The 15,146-nt window shown below is 61.3% G+C and carries 15 protein-coding genes and 1 tRNA gene; 7 read left to right on the top strand and 9 right to left on the bottom strand.

What is annotated here, in order from left to right:
* Positions 1 to 7: 7 nt before the first annotated feature.
* The 3 genes from LPB072_RS20620 to LPB072_RS20610 all read right to left on the bottom strand — a co-directional run bounded on the left by LPB072_RS20620 (position 8) and on the right by LPB072_RS20610 (position 2,343).
* Positions 8 to 880: an HlyC/CorC family transporter gene (locus LPB072_RS20620; RefSeq protein WP_082877147.1), complete on the bottom strand. Its 873-nt coding sequence runs from the start codon at positions 878 to 880 to the stop codon at positions 8 to 10.
* A 135-nt stretch (positions 881 to 1,015) separates the two neighbouring features.
* Positions 1,016 to 1,732 (bottom strand): GNAT family N-acetyltransferase, encoded by a 717-nt coding sequence (locus tag LPB072_RS20615; RefSeq protein ID WP_082877146.1) that lies wholly within the window; start codon positions 1,730 to 1,732, stop codon positions 1,016 to 1,018.
* A gap of 137 nt (positions 1,733 to 1,869) precedes the next feature.
* Positions 1,870 to 2,343: an Lrp/AsnC family transcriptional regulator gene (locus LPB072_RS20610; RefSeq protein ID WP_066095785.1), complete on the bottom strand. Its 474-nt coding sequence runs from the start codon at positions 2,341 to 2,343 to the stop codon at positions 1,870 to 1,872.
* Positions 2,344 to 2,496: 153 nt separating this feature from the next.
* On the opposite strand from LPB072_RS20610, the gene hppD reads away from it, so the two are divergent.
* Positions 2,497 to 3,633: a 4-hydroxyphenylpyruvate dioxygenase gene (gene hppD, locus LPB072_RS20605; protein WP_066095877.1), complete on the top strand. Its 1,137-nt coding sequence runs from the start codon at positions 2,497 to 2,499 to the stop codon at positions 3,631 to 3,633.
* 114 nt (positions 3,634 to 3,747) lie between these two features.
* On the top strand, positions 3,748 to 4,602 hold the full coding sequence (phhA, locus tag LPB072_RS20600; protein WP_066095783.1) for a phenylalanine 4-monooxygenase: 855 nt from the start codon (positions 3,748 to 3,750) through the stop codon (positions 4,600 to 4,602).
* Here phhA and LPB072_RS20595 read toward each other — a convergent pair.
* A complete protein-coding gene (locus tag LPB072_RS20595) occupies positions 4,524 to 5,531 on the bottom strand; it encodes an esterase/lipase family protein (RefSeq protein WP_231943328.1) in 1,008 nt (335 codons plus the stop codon). The genes phhA and LPB072_RS20595 overlap by 79 nt on opposite strands.
* A 145-nt stretch (positions 5,532 to 5,676) precedes the next feature.
* Between LPB072_RS20595 and LPB072_RS20590 the strand changes: the two genes are divergently transcribed.
* On the top strand, positions 5,677 to 7,389 hold the full coding sequence (locus LPB072_RS20590) for an AMP-binding protein (protein WP_066095874.1): 1,713 nt from the start codon (positions 5,677 to 5,679) through the stop codon (positions 7,387 to 7,389).
* 114 nt (positions 7,390 to 7,503) lie between these two features.
* On the opposite strand, the gene LPB072_RS20585 is transcribed toward LPB072_RS20590, so the two are convergent.
* Positions 7,504 to 8,379: a ProQ/FinO family protein gene (locus LPB072_RS20585; RefSeq protein ID WP_066095776.1), complete on the bottom strand. Its 876-nt coding sequence runs from the start codon at positions 8,377 to 8,379 to the stop codon at positions 7,504 to 7,506.
* 236 nt (positions 8,380 to 8,615) lie between these two features.
* The gene (locus LPB072_RS20580; RefSeq protein WP_066095773.1) at positions 8,616 to 9,347 is read right to left on the bottom strand and encodes a helix-turn-helix domain-containing protein; all 732 of its coding nucleotides are present in this window, start codon (positions 9,345 to 9,347) and stop codon (positions 8,616 to 8,618) included.
* A gap of 172 nt (positions 9,348 to 9,519) precedes the next feature.
* On the opposite strand from LPB072_RS20580, the gene LPB072_RS20575 reads away from it, so the two are divergent.
* On the top strand, positions 9,520 to 10,341 hold the full coding sequence (locus tag LPB072_RS20575) for a hypothetical protein (RefSeq protein ID WP_066095770.1): 822 nt from the start codon (positions 9,520 to 9,522) through the stop codon (positions 10,339 to 10,341).
* Between the two features lie 37 nt (positions 10,342 to 10,378).
* A complete protein-coding gene (locus LPB072_RS20570; protein ID WP_066095767.1) occupies positions 10,379 to 12,328 on the top strand; it encodes an MFS transporter in 1,950 nt (649 codons plus the stop codon).
* A gap of 28 nt (positions 12,329 to 12,356) precedes the next feature.
* Here LPB072_RS20570 and LPB072_RS20565 read toward each other — a convergent pair whose 3' ends face one another.
* Both LPB072_RS20565 and LPB072_RS23590 read right to left on the bottom strand, forming a co-directional pair.
* Positions 12,357 to 12,776, bottom strand: a complete 420-nt coding sequence (locus tag LPB072_RS20565; protein WP_066095764.1) for a GreA/GreB family elongation factor — start codon at positions 12,774 to 12,776, stop codon at positions 12,357 to 12,359.
* Between the two features lie 123 nt (positions 12,777 to 12,899).
* Positions 12,900 to 13,040 (bottom strand): hypothetical protein, encoded by a 141-nt coding sequence (locus LPB072_RS23590; RefSeq protein WP_157559380.1) that lies wholly within the window; start codon positions 13,038 to 13,040, stop codon positions 12,900 to 12,902.
* Between the two features lie 122 nt (positions 13,041 to 13,162).
* On the opposite strand from LPB072_RS23590, the gene LPB072_RS20560 reads away from it, so the two are divergent.
* Positions 13,163 to 13,239: transfer RNA gene (locus LPB072_RS20560), tRNA-Arg, on the top strand.
* A gap of 245 nt (positions 13,240 to 13,484) precedes the next feature.
* Here LPB072_RS20560 and LPB072_RS20555 read toward each other — a convergent pair.
* Positions 13,485 to 14,426 (bottom strand): SDR family NAD(P)-dependent oxidoreductase, encoded by a 942-nt coding sequence (locus LPB072_RS20555; RefSeq protein WP_157694188.1) that lies wholly within the window; start codon positions 14,424 to 14,426, stop codon positions 13,485 to 13,487.
* Between the two features lie 66 nt (positions 14,427 to 14,492).
* On the opposite strand from LPB072_RS20555, the gene LPB072_RS20550 reads away from it, so the two are divergent.
* Complete coding sequence (locus LPB072_RS20550; RefSeq protein ID WP_066095758.1) at positions 14,493 to 15,128, top strand: TetR/AcrR family transcriptional regulator; 636 nt, start codon at positions 14,493 to 14,495, stop codon at positions 15,126 to 15,128.
* The last annotated feature ends 18 nt before the right edge of the window (positions 15,129 to 15,146 follow it).

Here is a 15,146-nt window from a genome sequence, read left to right as displayed (position 1 = left end):
CAACCTGTCAGGCGGCGTCTTGCTGGGGCGCAGGCATCACTTTGAACCACTTCACCGCGCCACCCTTGGTGTGCAAAACAATGAAGCGCAAACCTTCGGCTTCGTGAATTTCGCCGCGCTTGGGTACGTGACCCATATCGTGGGCAATCAAGCCGCCAATGGTTTCGAACTCGTCGAATGGCAGCTTCACGGTAAACGATTCGTTGATGCGCTCGATGGGCGTGTCGCCGCTGACCCGCCAGGTGTTGTCGGCCAGGGCGTAGATATCGCCTTCGTCTTCCACCTCGTCGAATTCATCTTCGATTTCGCCCACGATTTCTTCGAGCACGTCTTCAATCGTGATCAGCCCGGCCATGCGGCCAAACTCGTCGATCACGATGGCCAGGTGGTTGCGGTTGCCGCGGAATTCGCGCAACAGATCGTTGAGCCCTTTGCTTTCGGGCACAAAGGTGGCTGGGCGCAACAGGGCCCTGATGTTGTGCTCTGGCGCGCGTTGCAGCTTGAGCAGGTCTTTGGCGAGCAGGATGCCGATGATGTTTTCGCGGTCGTCTTCGTAGACCGGAAACCGCGAGTGCGCCGTGTCGATGATGATGTGCAGCAGCTCTTCGTAGGGCGCATCGATATCCAGCAGGTCCATGCGCGGCGCTGCCACCATCACATCGCCTGCGGACATATTGGCGATGCGCATCACGCCTTCGAGCATCACGCGCGACTCGGCATTGATGATGTCGTTGTCTTCGGCTTCAGCCAGGATGCCGATCAGTTCGGCGATGGAATCTGGACCAGGGTGGATGAATTCTGCGAGTTTTTGCAGGAATCCACGCTTGTCTTCTTGCCGCAGGCTGCGCTGCGGCCCGGGACTGGGGGGGATGTCGGCCACTGAGGGAAAGGGTTGGTTGCTACGGGCCAAAGGATACCGCAAGCCCACGGCCGCCCGTAAAGCTGGCTCTGTGGCGGTGCCGAGCCTCAAGGCTTGATCGCGCCGGGGCTCGCTTTGCCGGGTCGAGTTGGTTGGCTATTCGGAGTGCGCTGGCTGCTTCTCATCGCTGCGAGCGCCTTGCAGGATCGACAAAAATCCCCAGAATCTGCGTGCCCGGGCCTTGAGGTGGTAGTCGGTGATGGCCACTTGTTCGTTGAACAGTTCGATCACGCGCGTATCGAAACTGGCGGGCGGCAACACCAGGTGGGCCTCGCTTTCCGATCCGTCGCGCTCAATCCGGGCACCGGCTTTTCGGGCGATCTTGAGCATGGCCGTGTTTTCCGACAGTGCATGAATGAACAGCTGGTTCACGCCCTCGTTGCGTGCATGCATCACGGCGCGGTTGAACAGCTGGCTGCCGTAACCCCTGGCGCGTGCGCCTTTGGCGACCGACACACCAAACTCGGCGCAGCTCTTGAAGCTGGGATCCACTGAAAACGCGAGGTGCGCCATGGCGATCAGTTCAAGCTTGCGGTTGAAGATGCCAAACAGCTCGTCGCGCTCGAAACGGAGCTGACCCACATACTTCCTGATGTGTTCATCGTTGGCCGAGTAGCCAAAGCGCAAATAGCGATCCTGCGGGTCCAGCGCCAGCAAGTGCGCTTCGATATCAGGCAAATGCCTCAAACCCATGGAACGGATCGGCACCACCGCGCCCGGTGCGTTGTCGGCTGCTGCAGAGGCTTGGCCACTGCGCTGCCCTGTCGCCTGTTGCAGGCTGGTCGATGGGATCGGAGGATTTGGGCTGGACATGCGTTCAATATAAGGGTTATCCCTAGTATTTCGCGTGTCAGGCGACACGGCCCCGCCGATAAGCCGATAAACGGGCGAATTCTGCCTGGGTTGGGGCTGTTTTGTTGCGCTGCAACAAATTGGGCAGAGCCCGGGTGTCAAACCGGCATCGCTGTGGTGCTTTTCACCCGGTCCATCACAAAACTGGTTTTGCAGTCTTGCACGCTGGGGTGTTTGAGCAGCGTATCCATCATGAAGCGCGAATAGGCCGGCATGTCGGCCACCACCAGGCGCAACTGGTAGTCCATTTCCCCCGTCAGCGCCACGCATTCCACCACCTCCGCCCAGCCCACCACGCTGGCGCGGAATACGTCCATCGGGTTGCGCTTGGCGCTTTCAAAGTGCTTCTCCAGTCGCACATTGACATAGGCTGTCAGACCCAAACCCACCGCTTCAGGGCGAATGAGCGCAACATAACGGTCGATCACGCCTGTGTCTTCCAGCCGCTTCACGCGGCGCAGCACGGCACTGGGGGAAAGGCCCACGGTTTCGGCGATTTGGTCGTAGGTGGCCCTGCCATCGGTTTGAAGGATGCGCAGAATGTGGCGGTCGAGCTTGTCAGGTGCTTGCATGATTGATATTTTGCAGGTTTCCTGCGTTAAGGGCGGAGGATTCGCCTCAAAACGCAGCAATCTTGATGGATTGCACCGATACAGTGGTGGGTTCGACTTCACCAGAATCAACGGTCCATGACGCCGGACCGCTCACAACAGGAGACAAGCGACATGAATACCGCCAAGCAGCAGCCTGCCACGCCCGACACAACCACCTGGGACAATCCCATGGGTACCGATGGCTTTGAATTCATCGAATACGCCGCACCCGATCCGGCTGCCATGGGCGCCCTGTTTGAAAGCATGGGATTCCAGGCCATCGCCAAGCACCGGCGCAAAGACGTGACCCTTTACCGCCAGGGCGGTGTCAACTTCATCATCAACGCCGAGCCTGACAGCTTTGCCCAGCGTTTCGCCCGTCTGCATGGCCCCAGCGTGTGCGCCATCGCGTTCCGCGTGGCCGATGCCAAGGCGGCCTACGAGCGCGCGATTTCGCTGGGCGCCTGGGGCTACGCGCAAGACGCCGGCCCGGGCGAACTCAACATCCCGGCCATCAAGGGCATTGGCGATTCGATCATCTATTTCATCGACCAGTGGCGCGGCAAAAATGGCGCAGAAGAAGGCGCCATCGGCAACATCGGTTTCTTCGATGTCGATTTCAAGCCGCTGCCCGGCGCCACGCTGAACCCAGTGGGCCATGGCCTGACCTACATCGACCACCTGACCCACAACGTGCACCGTGGCCGCATGGCCGAATGGTCGGGCTTCTACGAGCGCCTGTTCAACTTCCGCGAAGTGCGCTACTTTGATATCGAAGGTCAGGCCACCGGCGTCAAGAGCAAGGCCATGACCAGCCCTTGCGGCAAGATCCGCATCCCGATCAACGAAGAGGGCAACGAGAAGGCCGGTCAGATTCAGGAGTACCTGGACCGCTACCAGGGCGAGGGCATTCAGCACATCGCCATGGGCTCGACCAACCTGTACGACACGGTGGATGCACTGCAGATGGCGGGCGTGAAACTGCTCAACACCAGCGACACCTACTACGAGCTGCTCGACAAGCGCATTCCCGGCCACGGTGAAGACCTGGAAGGCCTCAAGGCTCGCAACATTCTGGTCGACGGCAACCACGGCGAACTGCTGCTGCAAATCTTCAGCGAAAACCAGCTTGGCCCCATCTTCTTCGAGTTCATCCAGCGCAAAGGCAATGACGGCTTTGGCGAAGGCAACTTCAAGGCGCTGTTCGAGACGATGGAGCTGGACCAAATCCGCCGCGGCGCGTTGGAATCCCCGACAAAAGGCGCATAGCGTCGTTGCGCGGGCTTGCCGTGGCGCTGCCACTGCCTGCGCCCGCGCGCTTCGCCCTGCACCTTTTTCGGGAATTCTGTGTGGCAGTTTTGGTTGGATTGAAGGAGAACACCCATGGCCGTTGCCCCTGTTGTTTATGGCGCCAGTGAGCGCCCCCCGCGTGGCGATTACAGCCGCGCGATGGACGATTACACCTGCCCGCAGAACTGGGGCAGCTACACCGAAGCCGATCACGACACCTACCGCCGTCTGTACGAGCGGCAGTCGGCGCTGTTGCCGGGGTTGGCTTGTGACGCGTTCATTGAAGCCTTGCCGTCGTTGGGAGTGAAGGACCGCATCCCGCGCTTCGAAGAAATCAATGAGCGCTTGAAGCCAGCCACAGGCTGGGAAATCGTGGCCGTGCCCGGGCTGATTCCCGAGCGGCCATTCTTTGACTTGCTGGCCAACCGGCGCTTCCCGGTGACCGACTGGATCCGCAAACCCGATGAGTTTGAGTACATCGTCGAGCCCGATGTGTTCCACGACCTGTTTGGCCATGTGCCGTTGCTGTTCAACCCGGTGTTTGCCGATTACGTGCAACGCTACGGCGCGGGCGGGTTGAAGGCGCACGATCTGGGCGCGGGCGAGCTGTTGTCGCGCTTGTACTGGTACACCATCGAGTTCGGGCTTATCCAGCAAACCGACGGTCTGCGCGCCTACGGCGCCGGCATTTTGAGCTCTTCGGGTGAGTTGCGTCACAGTGTCAACAGCCCGGATCCGCTGCGCATCGCGCTCGATCTGGTGCGCTGCATGCGCACGAAATACAAAATTGACGACTACCAGGCGACCTACTTCGTGATCGAAAGTTTCCAGCAGCTGTTCGACTTCACGGCGCCCGATTTCACGCCGCTTTACGAAGCCGTGCGCGCCTCGGGTGAAATCGCCGCAGGCACCACCATCGCCAGCGACTCGCGCATCACGGTGGGGTGAAACGCCAGCGCCACATGCGGCACGCCAGGCACATGGCGGTTGTCGGCGTCAGGCAGCATGGCGGTGGAAGTGGGGAACACGATGTGGTCGGCGTTGGAATACCAGCACAGGAACGGGGTGTAGGCCTGGTGACCGTGTAGCGCTGCCTCTTTGGCGGCCAGCGCGTTCAGCCAGTCGCTGTGTTGTCGCATCTGGCGGCCGTTGGTAACCCGGCTCCAGCGCGCCAGCCAGGTGCCGTGGTGGGGCGATCCGATGGTGATGACCCGGCCCACACGGCGAAGGTTGCCAGGTGCGCTGGCCAGCCATGCTCGCGCCGCCAGCCCGCCCATGCTGTGGCAAACCAGAACAGGCAGTTTGGCCCCCAGCTGCTCTGCGCGCGAAACAGCGTCTTCAATCAGGGGCACACCCGCGTCGATGGACCCAAACACCGGTTCCAGATTCACCGAGGTGTACGGCACCCCCGCATTGCGCATGGCCTGCATCCATGGCGCCCAGAAGCCCCGGTTGCACACAAACCCATGGATCAGGACCACGGTGGAGCCAGGTGCGAACCGACCTGCTGTCCCTGTGTTGTCGGGCAGATCGCGCCAGCGAAAAGGTTGCCGCCAAAGGAATATGGAGGGGGTGAGCGTGGCTTCTTGCCACCAGGCGTTGACGCGTTGGGCAAAGCTGGGCTGAGTCACGCTGTCGGTCCGGTTGACCCGTGAAGCAAGTGCCAGCTCGACCGCAAGAATGATCGCGTGGCTCCACGCGCCCAGCATCAAACCGACAGAGGCCCAGAACGGGGAGCGAGGCCACATCAAGACCAGCCAGAGCAGCGATGTCACCCAGGCGGCCGCCATCAATGTGCGTTGCAAACGTGCCAAGGCGGAGCCAGTCGGCGGCTCAGGTCGGTTCGGCAGGGGCTGCGGCAGGGTAGGGGTTGTCATGCTTGAACTATCGCACGCCCTGCGTCGCGTTCGTGACGCCGGGCAACTCGGGCGGTGCCGCGAAACGAAGGGTCCGATGCTATTCTGAAGTGTTCGGCACCCTGGTGCCCCGGATCCCATAAAACCCATCTCGAGAGACATGCACATGACCCCTTCCACCACCGACGACCGCCCCTGGCTGGCACAGTATCCTGCGGGCGTACCGCATGACATCGATGCGGAGGCCCATGTTTCGTTGGCCGCGTTGATCGAAGAGAGCTTGCACCAGAACGCGTCGCGCCCGGTGTCGGTGTGCATGGAAAAGTGGATGACCTATGGCGAGCTGGAGCGCCACAGCCGCGCGCTCGGCGCCTGGTTGCAAGGGCAGGGCCTGCAGGCCGGTGACCGCGTGGCGATCATGGTGCCCAACGTGCCGCAGTTTCTGGTGGCCATGGCCGCGGTGTTGCGCGCCGGATTCACAGTCGTCAACGTCAACCCGCTTTACACCGCCCGCGAGCTGGAGCACCAGTTGAAGGACTCGGGTGCCAAAGCTATCGTGATTCTGGAGAACTTTGCGACGGTGCTGCAAGAGGTGATCGATCAAACCGAGGTGCAACATGTGGTGCTCACCGGGTTGGGCGATCTGCTTGGTGGCGCCAAAGGCAAATGGATCACCTTTGCCGTGCGCCATCTGGCCAAAATGGTGCCGGCTTACAAACTGCCGCTGGATGGCCCCAGGGGACCGCGCACGATTGTGAATTTCCCCACCGCATTGGCCCGGGGCCAGGGCAAGCCCTTTGCGCCGAGCACGGCCAACAAAGACGCAACCGCCTTCCTGCAGTACACGGGCGGCACCACCGGCCTGTCCAAAGGCGCGGTCATCACCCACCGCAACATCATCGCGGGTCTGCTGCAGGCCGAAGCCTGGTTTACACCAGCGTTGGCCAAGGTGGGCGACATCCGTGAGAGCAACAATATCGCGGCCTTGCCGCTGTACCACATCTTCGCGCTCACGCTCAGTTTGCTGACCATGCGATGGGGTGCGCACACGACGCTCATTCCCAACCCGCGCGACATTCCCGGCTTTGTCAAAACGCTGAAAAAGCGCCCCTTCCATTTGCTGCCAGCGGTGAACACGCTGTTCAACGGCTTGCTGCAAAACGCCGAATTCCGCGCGCTCGATTTTTCATCGCTGGCGGTTTCCCAGGCCGGCGGCATGGCCGCCACCGAGGCCACGGCCAAAGAGTGGCAAAAGGTCACCGGTTCGGCCATGATCGAAGGCTGGGGCATGAGCGAGACCTGCGCCATCGGCACCAACAACCCGGTCTCCAATACCCATTTCAGCGGCAACATCGGCCTGCCGCTGCCCAGTATCCGCATCGCGATCAAAGACGACGAGGGCAACACCGTACCGCTCGGCCAGTCGGGCGAGATTTGCATTCATGGCCCCAACGTGATGACGGGCTATTACAACCAGCCCGATGAAACCGAGAAGGCATTCACGGCCGACGGCTACATGCGCACGGGTGACATCGGTGAGATGGATGCGCAGGGCTATACCCGCATCGTCGACCGCAAGAAAGACATGATCCTGGTGTCCGGCTTCAACGTGTTTCCCAGCGAGCTGGAGAGCGTGATTGCGTCTTGTCCAGGGGTGTTGGAGTGTGCCGCAGTCGGCGTGCCCGATGAGCGTCAGGGCGAAGCCATCAAGGTTTTCATTGTGCGCAGCGATCCGACTCTGAGCGCAGAAGACGTGAGCCGCTACTGCCACGACAACCTCACCGGCTACAAGCGCCCGCAACACATCGAATTCAAAAACGACCTTCCCAAGACCAACGTCGGGAAAATCCTGCGCAGGGCGCTGCGGGATCCTGCCTGATGCCGCGGTGAACAAAGCCGAAAAGCCCCGTAGGGGGCCGAGATTTGCGCAAAGAAAAGGCCCTTGGGTGACCCAGGGCCTTTTTGCTGGGTGCGCCTGGACTGGCAAGCGTGACTATTCGCCGGGATCTGCCGCAGCCACCCGTTCTTCGGCCAGGGCCAGGCTTGCGATCTGGTCGCGCCGCACCTTTGCTCGCTCCACTGTTCGGTTGGCATCAAGCACATGCAGGCCGTACATGTCGGCGAACTCGTTGAGGTTTTTACCGCTGGCTTCGAAGGTGCGCAGCAACGCTTCGTCGCGCGCGAGGCGGGTGGCGGCCACTTCGACGCCGTCTTTGGTGATCTGGTTCACTTCTTCGTCCTTGCCCGAAACCAGCTCCAGATAGGCGTCCCGCGACAGGCCGGATGCTTCAAATGCAATGGCGATGCGCTGGCGCATTTTGGGGCGCAGGTCTTCGCGGCTGCGCGCGCCACGGCGGCGGAACACCTCGATCAGCGCATGGTGCACATGCTCGGGCGCCAGCGGTTCGACCGGCAGGCCTGCCAGGTCGTGGCGTTGCTGGCCTGAGGCCACAGCGGTGAGGTAGCGGGTTGATCGGGTGTGCAGCGCCAATGCGGCCTTTAAACCAGCTTTGTCCAACGCTTCGGGCTGGGCGGCAAGCAGGTCTTGAAAAATCCCGCGCTTGAGCGGCAGCAGGGTTTCGCCAAACAAGGCCGGGTAGAGCGCGGCGAGCTGATCAAGCATCGGGTGTTGCCGCGTCACCGCGCCGCCGCCTTGCCTGTTTGGTTGAGCACTCCGTCCACCACCTTGCCCGCCACGCGGACCACGGCCACTTTTTGGCTGGCTGCTGGCTGGATTGGCTGGGGCGTCTGGTTCGCTGGCGGCTGCCACGTGTGTTTCAGCATCGGTGGCGGGCGCGTTCACAGCGGCCTCGGCTATCGGCGTGGCAGGAGCGTCGCTGGCAGGAGATTCGGGAACGTTGGATGTCATGTATGCGCTGTCAAATATGCAAAAAGGCATGCCGCAACAAGGCGACCGTAACCCTCGATCATGCCAGCCCCGTCAACCAAAGGCCAATGGCTTGCGATTTGCGCCGATGAATTCATCACGAAACGGGCAGGGGGAGGGGCCGCCCAAGGTCATCTGGAACCGGCTTTTCAGGGCACCGGTTCCCGGGGTGGCTCGGTGCTCCGCTGGGCCGGTACACCCTTGCATGTGAACAGGTCCTAGCGCCTGAGCTGCGCAAATGCTTCGAACTCCCAGCTGCGCATGCAAAGCACCATTGTGTAGCCCTCCAGATCTTTGTCGGCCAGCTTTTGATCGGCTTGGTGCTGCTGGGAAAAATCTTGTGCCACGCGTTGCAAGCGTTCCAGAAAGGTGGGCGCCAAGGCCCGGCTGATGGACCCGTGCACCATCAGCAATCCTTCTCCGTGGCCGCCGAATCCGCCTGAGAAATAGTCGAGCACGGCATTTTCCCGGAAGTAGTTCATCACGGCGCCGTGTGCGCGCCAGCGGAAGGTTTTGGCGAGCTTGAGGCGGTAGCGGTTGAGCGGACGCAGCTCGATGATGCCGATGCGGTCGAGTTGGGCGAAGTACTTTACGCATTCCGCTTCAGTCATCCGGTAGCGCCCGGTGATTTGCTCCAGCGTCCATTGGCTGAGCACGCAAATAGCCGCCAGCAGCAGTTTTTTGTCGGCCACCACTGCGCGCTCTTGTTCTTGAGTCATCTCGGTCAGCAGCGGCTGCGCGTCTGCCACGCGGCGTGAGAGCTCGGCGAAGTCGATCTTGAGAGCCCGGCAAATCTCATCGACCCGGGAGAGGGACATATCGCCCTTGGCCAGCATGCGCTTCACGCTCGATTCCGCCATGTCCAGTGCGTGCGCCAGGTCGGCGTAGGTCATCTGGGTGGCTTTGAGCTCTTTCTTGATTGCCAGAATCAGATCGCTTGTGGTGCTCATGGGTATTGTTTTTTGATACTGGTGGTGTTCTGAGTCCCAACTGTATCGGAAATCGAATCCATTTAGGTACATGCCTGATCACACTGCGGCGCATTCCTTATCGGTCTTTGGGAGTTCGCCAGTGTTTAGCTCATCCGTCAAATCAAACGCAGATTCACTTTCCGGCCAAGCCATGCCGCTCACGCCGACCCAGCGCCACCTGTGCACCAGCGGCTGGCTGGCCCTGGTGGTGTGGATGGTGGCCGCCTTCTTTGGCCCGGCATTGCTCGCTTATGTTGGTGTCAACTTGTCGCCCAATGGTCATGGTCATCTCTTTGCCCACGGTCATCCGTTTGTCGATGCGCGTGCCTGGGCGGGCATTCCCAATGCGCTCGACGTCTTGAGCAATGCGCCCCTGGCTCTGGTGGGGGGGTGGGGTCTTGCGGTGCTCAAACGCGCGGGTGCTGCCGCCTTTCACATCAACACGTATCAAGCCCTCAGGGTGTTTTCCTGGGGCCTTGTGTTCACCGCCGTGGGTTCTTCGGTTTACCACTGGGCGCCCGATGCCCAGGGCCTTGTGTTTGACCGTCTGGGCATGGCGGTCATTTTTGCCGGGGCGCTTGGACTGGCCATGGCCGAGCGGGTGGGCGCACTGATCGCTCGCAACACCCTGCTGGCCATGTTGCTGGTGGGATGCTTGTCGGCCGTCATGCCCCTTGTCCATGGCAACGTGCTGCCCTGGGTTGTTGTGCAGTTTGGTGGCATGGCATTCATGGCCTGGGCCGCGCTTCGCAAGCCCTTGCCCACGGCGCTGGGTGTGTCGCTGGGGGGCCTGCTGGCCTTGTATGCACTGGCCAAGGCATTTGAAATGGGTGATGCCGGCGTGTTTCACGCGACTGGGGGGCTGGTTTCGGGGCATTCGCTCAAGCATCTGGTGGCGGCGCTGGCCGCCTGGCCCGTGATGAGGGCCATGCGGCAGAATGCGCAAGCCAGAGGCTCCGAAGCCCGGCAGTGAGTGGCCATAAGAAGAACGCACAGAGGAATACCGCACCATGAGTCACACCATCGCAAACCCCGAGATGCCAGCTGCAACTGCACATCCGGAGGGCGGTCAGTTCGCCCTCATGGGCCAGCGCCGCTTTGCGCCGTTTTTCTGGACGCAATTTCTGGGCGCCGCAAACGACAACCTGTTCAAGTTTGCGTTTACGGTGTTGGTTACGTACCAGTTGCAGGTGCAGTGGCTTCCTGCCGATCTGGCCGGCCTGGTGATTGGCGCACTGTTCATCTTGCCCTTTTTGTTGTTCTCTGCGACCAGCGGTCAGCTGGCCGACAAGCTCGACCGGCGCCAGATGATCATCTGGCTCAAACGCGCCGAGGTCGGCATCATGGCCATCGCGGCGCTGGGTTTTTTCATTGACAACATTCCAGTGTTGCTGGCGTGCATTTTTCTGATGGGTCTGCAGTCCACCGTGTTTGGCCCGGTCAAGTTTGCCTACCTGCCGCAACACCTGAGCGAGCGCGAACTCACGGGGGGCAACGGCATGGTCGAGATGGGGACTTTTGTAGCCATCTTGCTGGGCAATGTGGCTGGTGGCTTGATCATCGCGGTACCGGAAATTGGTGCCCACCATGTGGGCTTTACATGCGTCGGTCTGGCCATTCTTGGCCGGGTGGCTTCACACCACATCCCGGCGTCTCCAGCCATGGACGGCAGCCTCAAGATCAACTGGAACCCGCTGACCGAAACCTGGGCCAATCTGAAACTTGCGCGCCAGACGCCTGTGGTGTTTCGCTCGGTGTTGGGTATCAGCTGGATGTGGTTCTTCGGAGCGGTGTTCCTGAGCCTGTTCCCCGCCTTTGCGAAGGATGTGTTGCATGGTGACGAACAGGTGGCGTCGTTGTTGCTGGTGGTGTTCTCCATCGGAATCGGCACCGGCTCGTTGCTTTGCGAGGTCTTGAGCCGGCGCCATGTGGAGATCGGCCTTGTCCCGGTGGGCGCCATCGGTATGAGTGTGTTTTCGGTCGATCTGTACTTTGCAACCCGTGGTCTTCCGCCCGCCAGCGGCCTGGGTCTGGGGGCCTTCGTTGCCGATACCGCCCACTGGCGCGTGTTGGCTGATCTGGCCTTGCTGAGCTTGTTTGCCGGTCTTTACAGCGTGCCCATGTACGCCCTGATCCAGATGCGCAGCCAGCCTACCCATCGCGCCCGCATCATCGCCGCCAACAACATCTTGAACGCGCTTTTCATGATTGCCAGCGCCTTGCTTGCTGGTGCCCTGCTCGGAGCGGGCTTCACCATTCCGCAGATGTTCCTGTTTGTGGGCCTGGCCAACGCAGTGGTCGCGTTTTACATCTTCATGCTGGTGCCGGAATACCTGCTGCGCTTTGTGGCATGGGTGGCGTCGCGCTTTGTCTACCGTTTCAAGGTGCAGGGCGATGAACACATTCCATCCCGGGGCGCCGCTGTGCTGGTATGCAACCATGTGAGCTTTGTTGATGCTGTGTTGCTGATGGCGGCCAGCCCCCGGCCAATTCGGTTCCTGATGGACCACCGCATTTTCAAGGTACCTGTTTTGGGCTGGCTCTTCAAGCTTGCCCGGGCGATTCCGATTGCGCCGCAGCAGGAAGATCCTCAAGCCTACGAAACGGCTTTTGAAGCGGCGGCCCAAGTGCTGCGAGAAGGTGACTTGCTGGCCATTTTTCCTGAAGGAGCGATCACCAAAGATGGCAAGTTGCAGCCCTTCAAAGGTGGCATCATGAAAATTCTGGAGCGGGCACAGGCCGACGGAGTGGCCGTACCCGTGATTCCCATGGCGCTCAACAACCTCTGGGGCTCGTTTTTCAGTCGGGTAGAAACGCTCGATGGCGAGCAAACGGCCATGGTGCGCCCGTTTCGGCGCGGTTGGTTCAACCGGGTGGGCCTGAATGTGGGCGCGCCAGCAGACGCGATCTCGGTGACGCCCGCAGGCCTGCATCAGCGGGTGGGCGTGCTGCTGGCCTGACGACCTTGGGATTCGGTTTGCTCGCGCCTCAGGTCACATAGTCGCCTGTTGCCTCGGGCTGGAACAGGATGCCTTCTACTGTCGCGGTCATGGCCGCACCTGTTGGGCTCTTCCAGTGAGCGGTCTGGCCAAGGGTCAGTCCGAGCAGCGCGAGGCCCATGGGCGAGAGCACCGAGACAAAGCCGCTGGTTGGCTCGGCGTCGTCCGGATAACACAGCGCGATTTTGCTCAGCTCCTGACTCTCGTTCAACCGCACCTCAATCTGGGAGTACATCGTGACGATGTCGTCGCGCACTTCGCGCGAACGCACGATGTGGGCATCGATCAACAGATCTTGCAACGGATCCAGGACGGTGTCGGGCAGGAGCGAGGAGGGCGAGCGGGCGATTTTGCTCAGGCGGGTGTGGTCGAGCTCGGTGAGCACACGTTCAGAAATGTGGGCGTTCATGGGGTATTCCAATGCGAAGGTGGCGCGCCCGACTCAAAAGGAGCGGGGCACAGGGTCAGCGCAGGGTGGGTGCCCGGTGACCTGAATTGCGCAATGGGAGAAGATGGAGGGCGGTCGCCGGGCTCAGTGGTCTGCGGCCAGACCGGGGCAGTAACGCTCCGTCTTGCCCGCCAACTGGCCTGACTTGCCCGCCCAGCACGCGCGCAACGTCACCAGCCGGAGTACCGGGGTTTCGCAGGGGCGGGGTTTGGGTTGGGCGCGCATGAGCGGATCATAGCCCGAGGCGGTTGCACAGTCAGCGTCGCTTGAGCAAGCCGCGGGTTAGGGTCAAAATCATTCGCCCATTGCGTCGAATTCGCATTTTCCAGCATAGAATAGAAGGCTTAGCGGCTGTAGCTCAGCTGGATAGAGTACTTGGCTACGAACCAAGGGGTCGTGGGTTCAATTCCTGCCAGCCGCACCAAAAAGACAAGCCCGCCTTTCGCAAGAAAGGCGGGCTTTTTCTATGGTCTTTTGCGGCTGGGCGAAGCTGTCGAACACGCCCGCGCTGCCAACACGCGCCCGGTGAGCCGGGGCGGAGTGTTTGGGCACGCAGAGCTTCAGGCACATGGTGACCGTCATAGCGGTGGGGGGTGGTTTGGACAACAGGCCCAGAGCCAAGCCACTGCATGCCAGCAGGCTCGGGTCGGCACGCCTTCGCTGTGCGCCTCAAGCCGTTTCTTTCGCCGCCGCGAGAAACGGCGCCACAAGCGCGTGGCTCGTGGTTATCAAATCTTGTGCCACCCATGCCTCGGTGGCCGGTGCTGCCGGCTCTTCCTGCGCTCCTGTGTGCCTGAAATACGCGCCGTTGTACGACGCAAGCAGTTGTCCGGTGAGCAATTGCACCAAAATGGCCGAGGATTTCGCCGGTGTGCTGGTCCCTGGAAGCAGGGGCGCCAGACGCGGCAGCACGTTGCGCCATACCCATTGGGCCGCTGCCCCATGCTCGCGGCTCAGGCCGGTGCCGGGCATCAACCCGGGATCGAACGAGAAAAATTGGGCCTTGCCCGGATAGCGTTCGGCGAATGCGCGGGCGCAAACAATGTTGCACAGCTTGGACGTGGCGTACGCGTCCTTGCAGGCTTGCGCAGCCGACGTGCCGGGTCGCAACTCCCCCATTGCCAATTGGGTCGCGCTGCTGTAGCGAGCGCCCCTGAACCCTCCCATGCGTGCAGCGGTTTCGTTCGGATCGTGTGTGCCGCTGGAAGTCCATCCGACGAATGCGCCGGGCTTGAGGTGTTCTAGCAAACCTTGGGCCAAGAAGAAGGACGCTAGGTGGTTCACTGCAAAGCTGCTCTCGATACCGTCTTGCGTGAACCCCAGTTGGCCACTGGACTGCACCCCGGCATTCAGCAGCATGCCGTCGAGCTTCGTTTTCGTGTCCGCGTTGAAGGTGTTCAAAAATGCAGCCACGCTGCGCAGCGAAGACAGGTCGATGCTCGGTGTGGACACGCGAACAGGATCGGTCGTATGCAAAGCCTGCACAAGCGCCGCGCCTCGACTGGGGTTGCGTACCGGCAAGACGAGTTGGTGCCCGCCTTGTCGGGCCAAGCGCAGGGCTACCTGCAGGCCCAGGCCAGAGGTGGCGCCGGTGATGAGATATGTGGACATGACAGTCTGGTGTTGTTGGTGGATGTGTTCATAATATGAAGAATGCTTCAGAATTTGAATTCGCATATGTCCATGCCAACCCCCAGGGCCTTGAAGCCCCGTAAACAGGCGCAGCAGGCGCGGTCTCTGGTCACCGTGGACGCGGTCTTCGAGGCCGCTATTCAGGTTTTGCTGAGCGAAGGCGTGCCGCGCCTAACCACCACCCGTGTTGCCGAGCGGGCCGGGGTTTCGGTCGGTACGCTGTACCAGTACTTTCCCAACAAGCAGGCGCTGTTGTACGCCGTGCTGCAACGGCATTTGAGCCGGGTTGGCGATGCCGTTGAAGTAGCCGCCCGCTCGGTGCATCACGCACCCTTGGCCACCATGGTGAACGTGGTGGTCGAGGCCTTTGTGCGGGTGAAGACCGAGCGGGTGGACGAGGCGCGCGCGCTGTACCGGGTGGCCAGTGAGCTGGACACCGTCGAACTGGTGAAGTCGGTTGGCCTGCGCAGCAACGCAGACCTGTCGGCCATGCTGGACACCGCTGCCGACGCACGCTTCGACGACCTTGCCCTGACGGCCTATATGTTCTCCGCCGCCATGGTAGGCCCCACCCGGGCCATGCTGGAAGGCAGTGCACCACCCAAGCTGTTGCGCGCCTTGCGTGGGCAATTGGTGTCTCTCTGCCTGGGCTACCTGGAGCGCGAGGCATCGCGCCGCTGAACCGGATTTGCTGGCCGT

Source organism: Hydrogenophaga crassostreae, from assembly GCF_001761385.1.
In the GTDB taxonomy this organism is placed as follows: Bacteria; Pseudomonadota; Gammaproteobacteria; order Burkholderiales; family Burkholderiaceae_C; genus Hydrogenophaga; species Hydrogenophaga crassostreae.
Note: the sequence above shows the minus strand (reverse complement) of the source record. Positions and strands in the feature narration are given on the sequence as shown.

Excerpts from the sequence above, each read along its gene's own strand:
- LPB072_RS20615 (WP_082877146.1), bottom strand. The coding sequence starts at position 1,732 with ATGTCCAGCCCAAATCCTCCGATCCCATCGACCAGCCTGCAACAGGCG.
- LPB072_RS20610 (WP_066095785.1), bottom strand. The coding sequence starts at position 2,343 with ATGCAAGCACCTGACAAGCTCGACCGCCACATTCTGCGCATCCTTCAA.
- hppD (WP_066095877.1), top strand. The coding sequence starts at position 2,497 with ATGAATACCGCCAAGCAGCAGCCTGCCACGCCCGACACAACCACCTGG.
- phhA (WP_066095783.1), top strand. The coding sequence starts at position 3,748 with ATGGCCGTTGCCCCTGTTGTTTATGGCGCCAGTGAGCGCCCCCCGCGT.
- LPB072_RS20595 (WP_231943328.1), bottom strand. The coding sequence starts at position 5,531 with ATGACAACCCCTACCCTGCCGCAGCCCCTGCCGAACCGACCTGAGCCG.
- LPB072_RS20590 (WP_066095874.1), top strand. The coding sequence starts at position 5,677 with ATGACCCCTTCCACCACCGACGACCGCCCCTGGCTGGCACAGTATCCT.
- LPB072_RS20585 (WP_066095776.1), bottom strand. The coding sequence starts at position 8,379 with ATGACATCCAACGTTCCCGAATCTCCTGCCAGCGACGCTCCTGCCACG.
- LPB072_RS20580 (WP_066095773.1), bottom strand. The coding sequence starts at position 9,347 with ATGAGCACCACAAGCGATCTGATTCTGGCAATCAAGAAAGAGCTCAAA.
- LPB072_RS20575 (WP_066095770.1), top strand. The coding sequence starts at position 9,520 with ATGCCGCTCACGCCGACCCAGCGCCACCTGTGCACCAGCGGCTGGCTG.
- LPB072_RS20570 (WP_066095767.1), top strand. The coding sequence starts at position 10,379 with ATGAGTCACACCATCGCAAACCCCGAGATGCCAGCTGCAACTGCACAT.
- LPB072_RS20565 (WP_066095764.1), bottom strand. The coding sequence starts at position 12,776 with ATGAACGCCCACATTTCTGAACGTGTGCTCACCGAGCTCGACCACACC.
- LPB072_RS23590 (WP_157559380.1), bottom strand. The coding sequence starts at position 13,040 with ATGCGCGCCCAACCCAAACCCCGCCCCTGCGAAACCCCGGTACTCCGG.
- LPB072_RS20555 (WP_157694188.1), bottom strand. The coding sequence starts at position 14,426 with ATGTCCACATATCTCATCACCGGCGCCACCTCTGGCCTGGGCCTGCAG.
- LPB072_RS20550 (WP_066095758.1), top strand. The coding sequence starts at position 14,493 with ATGTCCATGCCAACCCCCAGGGCCTTGAAGCCCCGTAAACAGGCGCAG.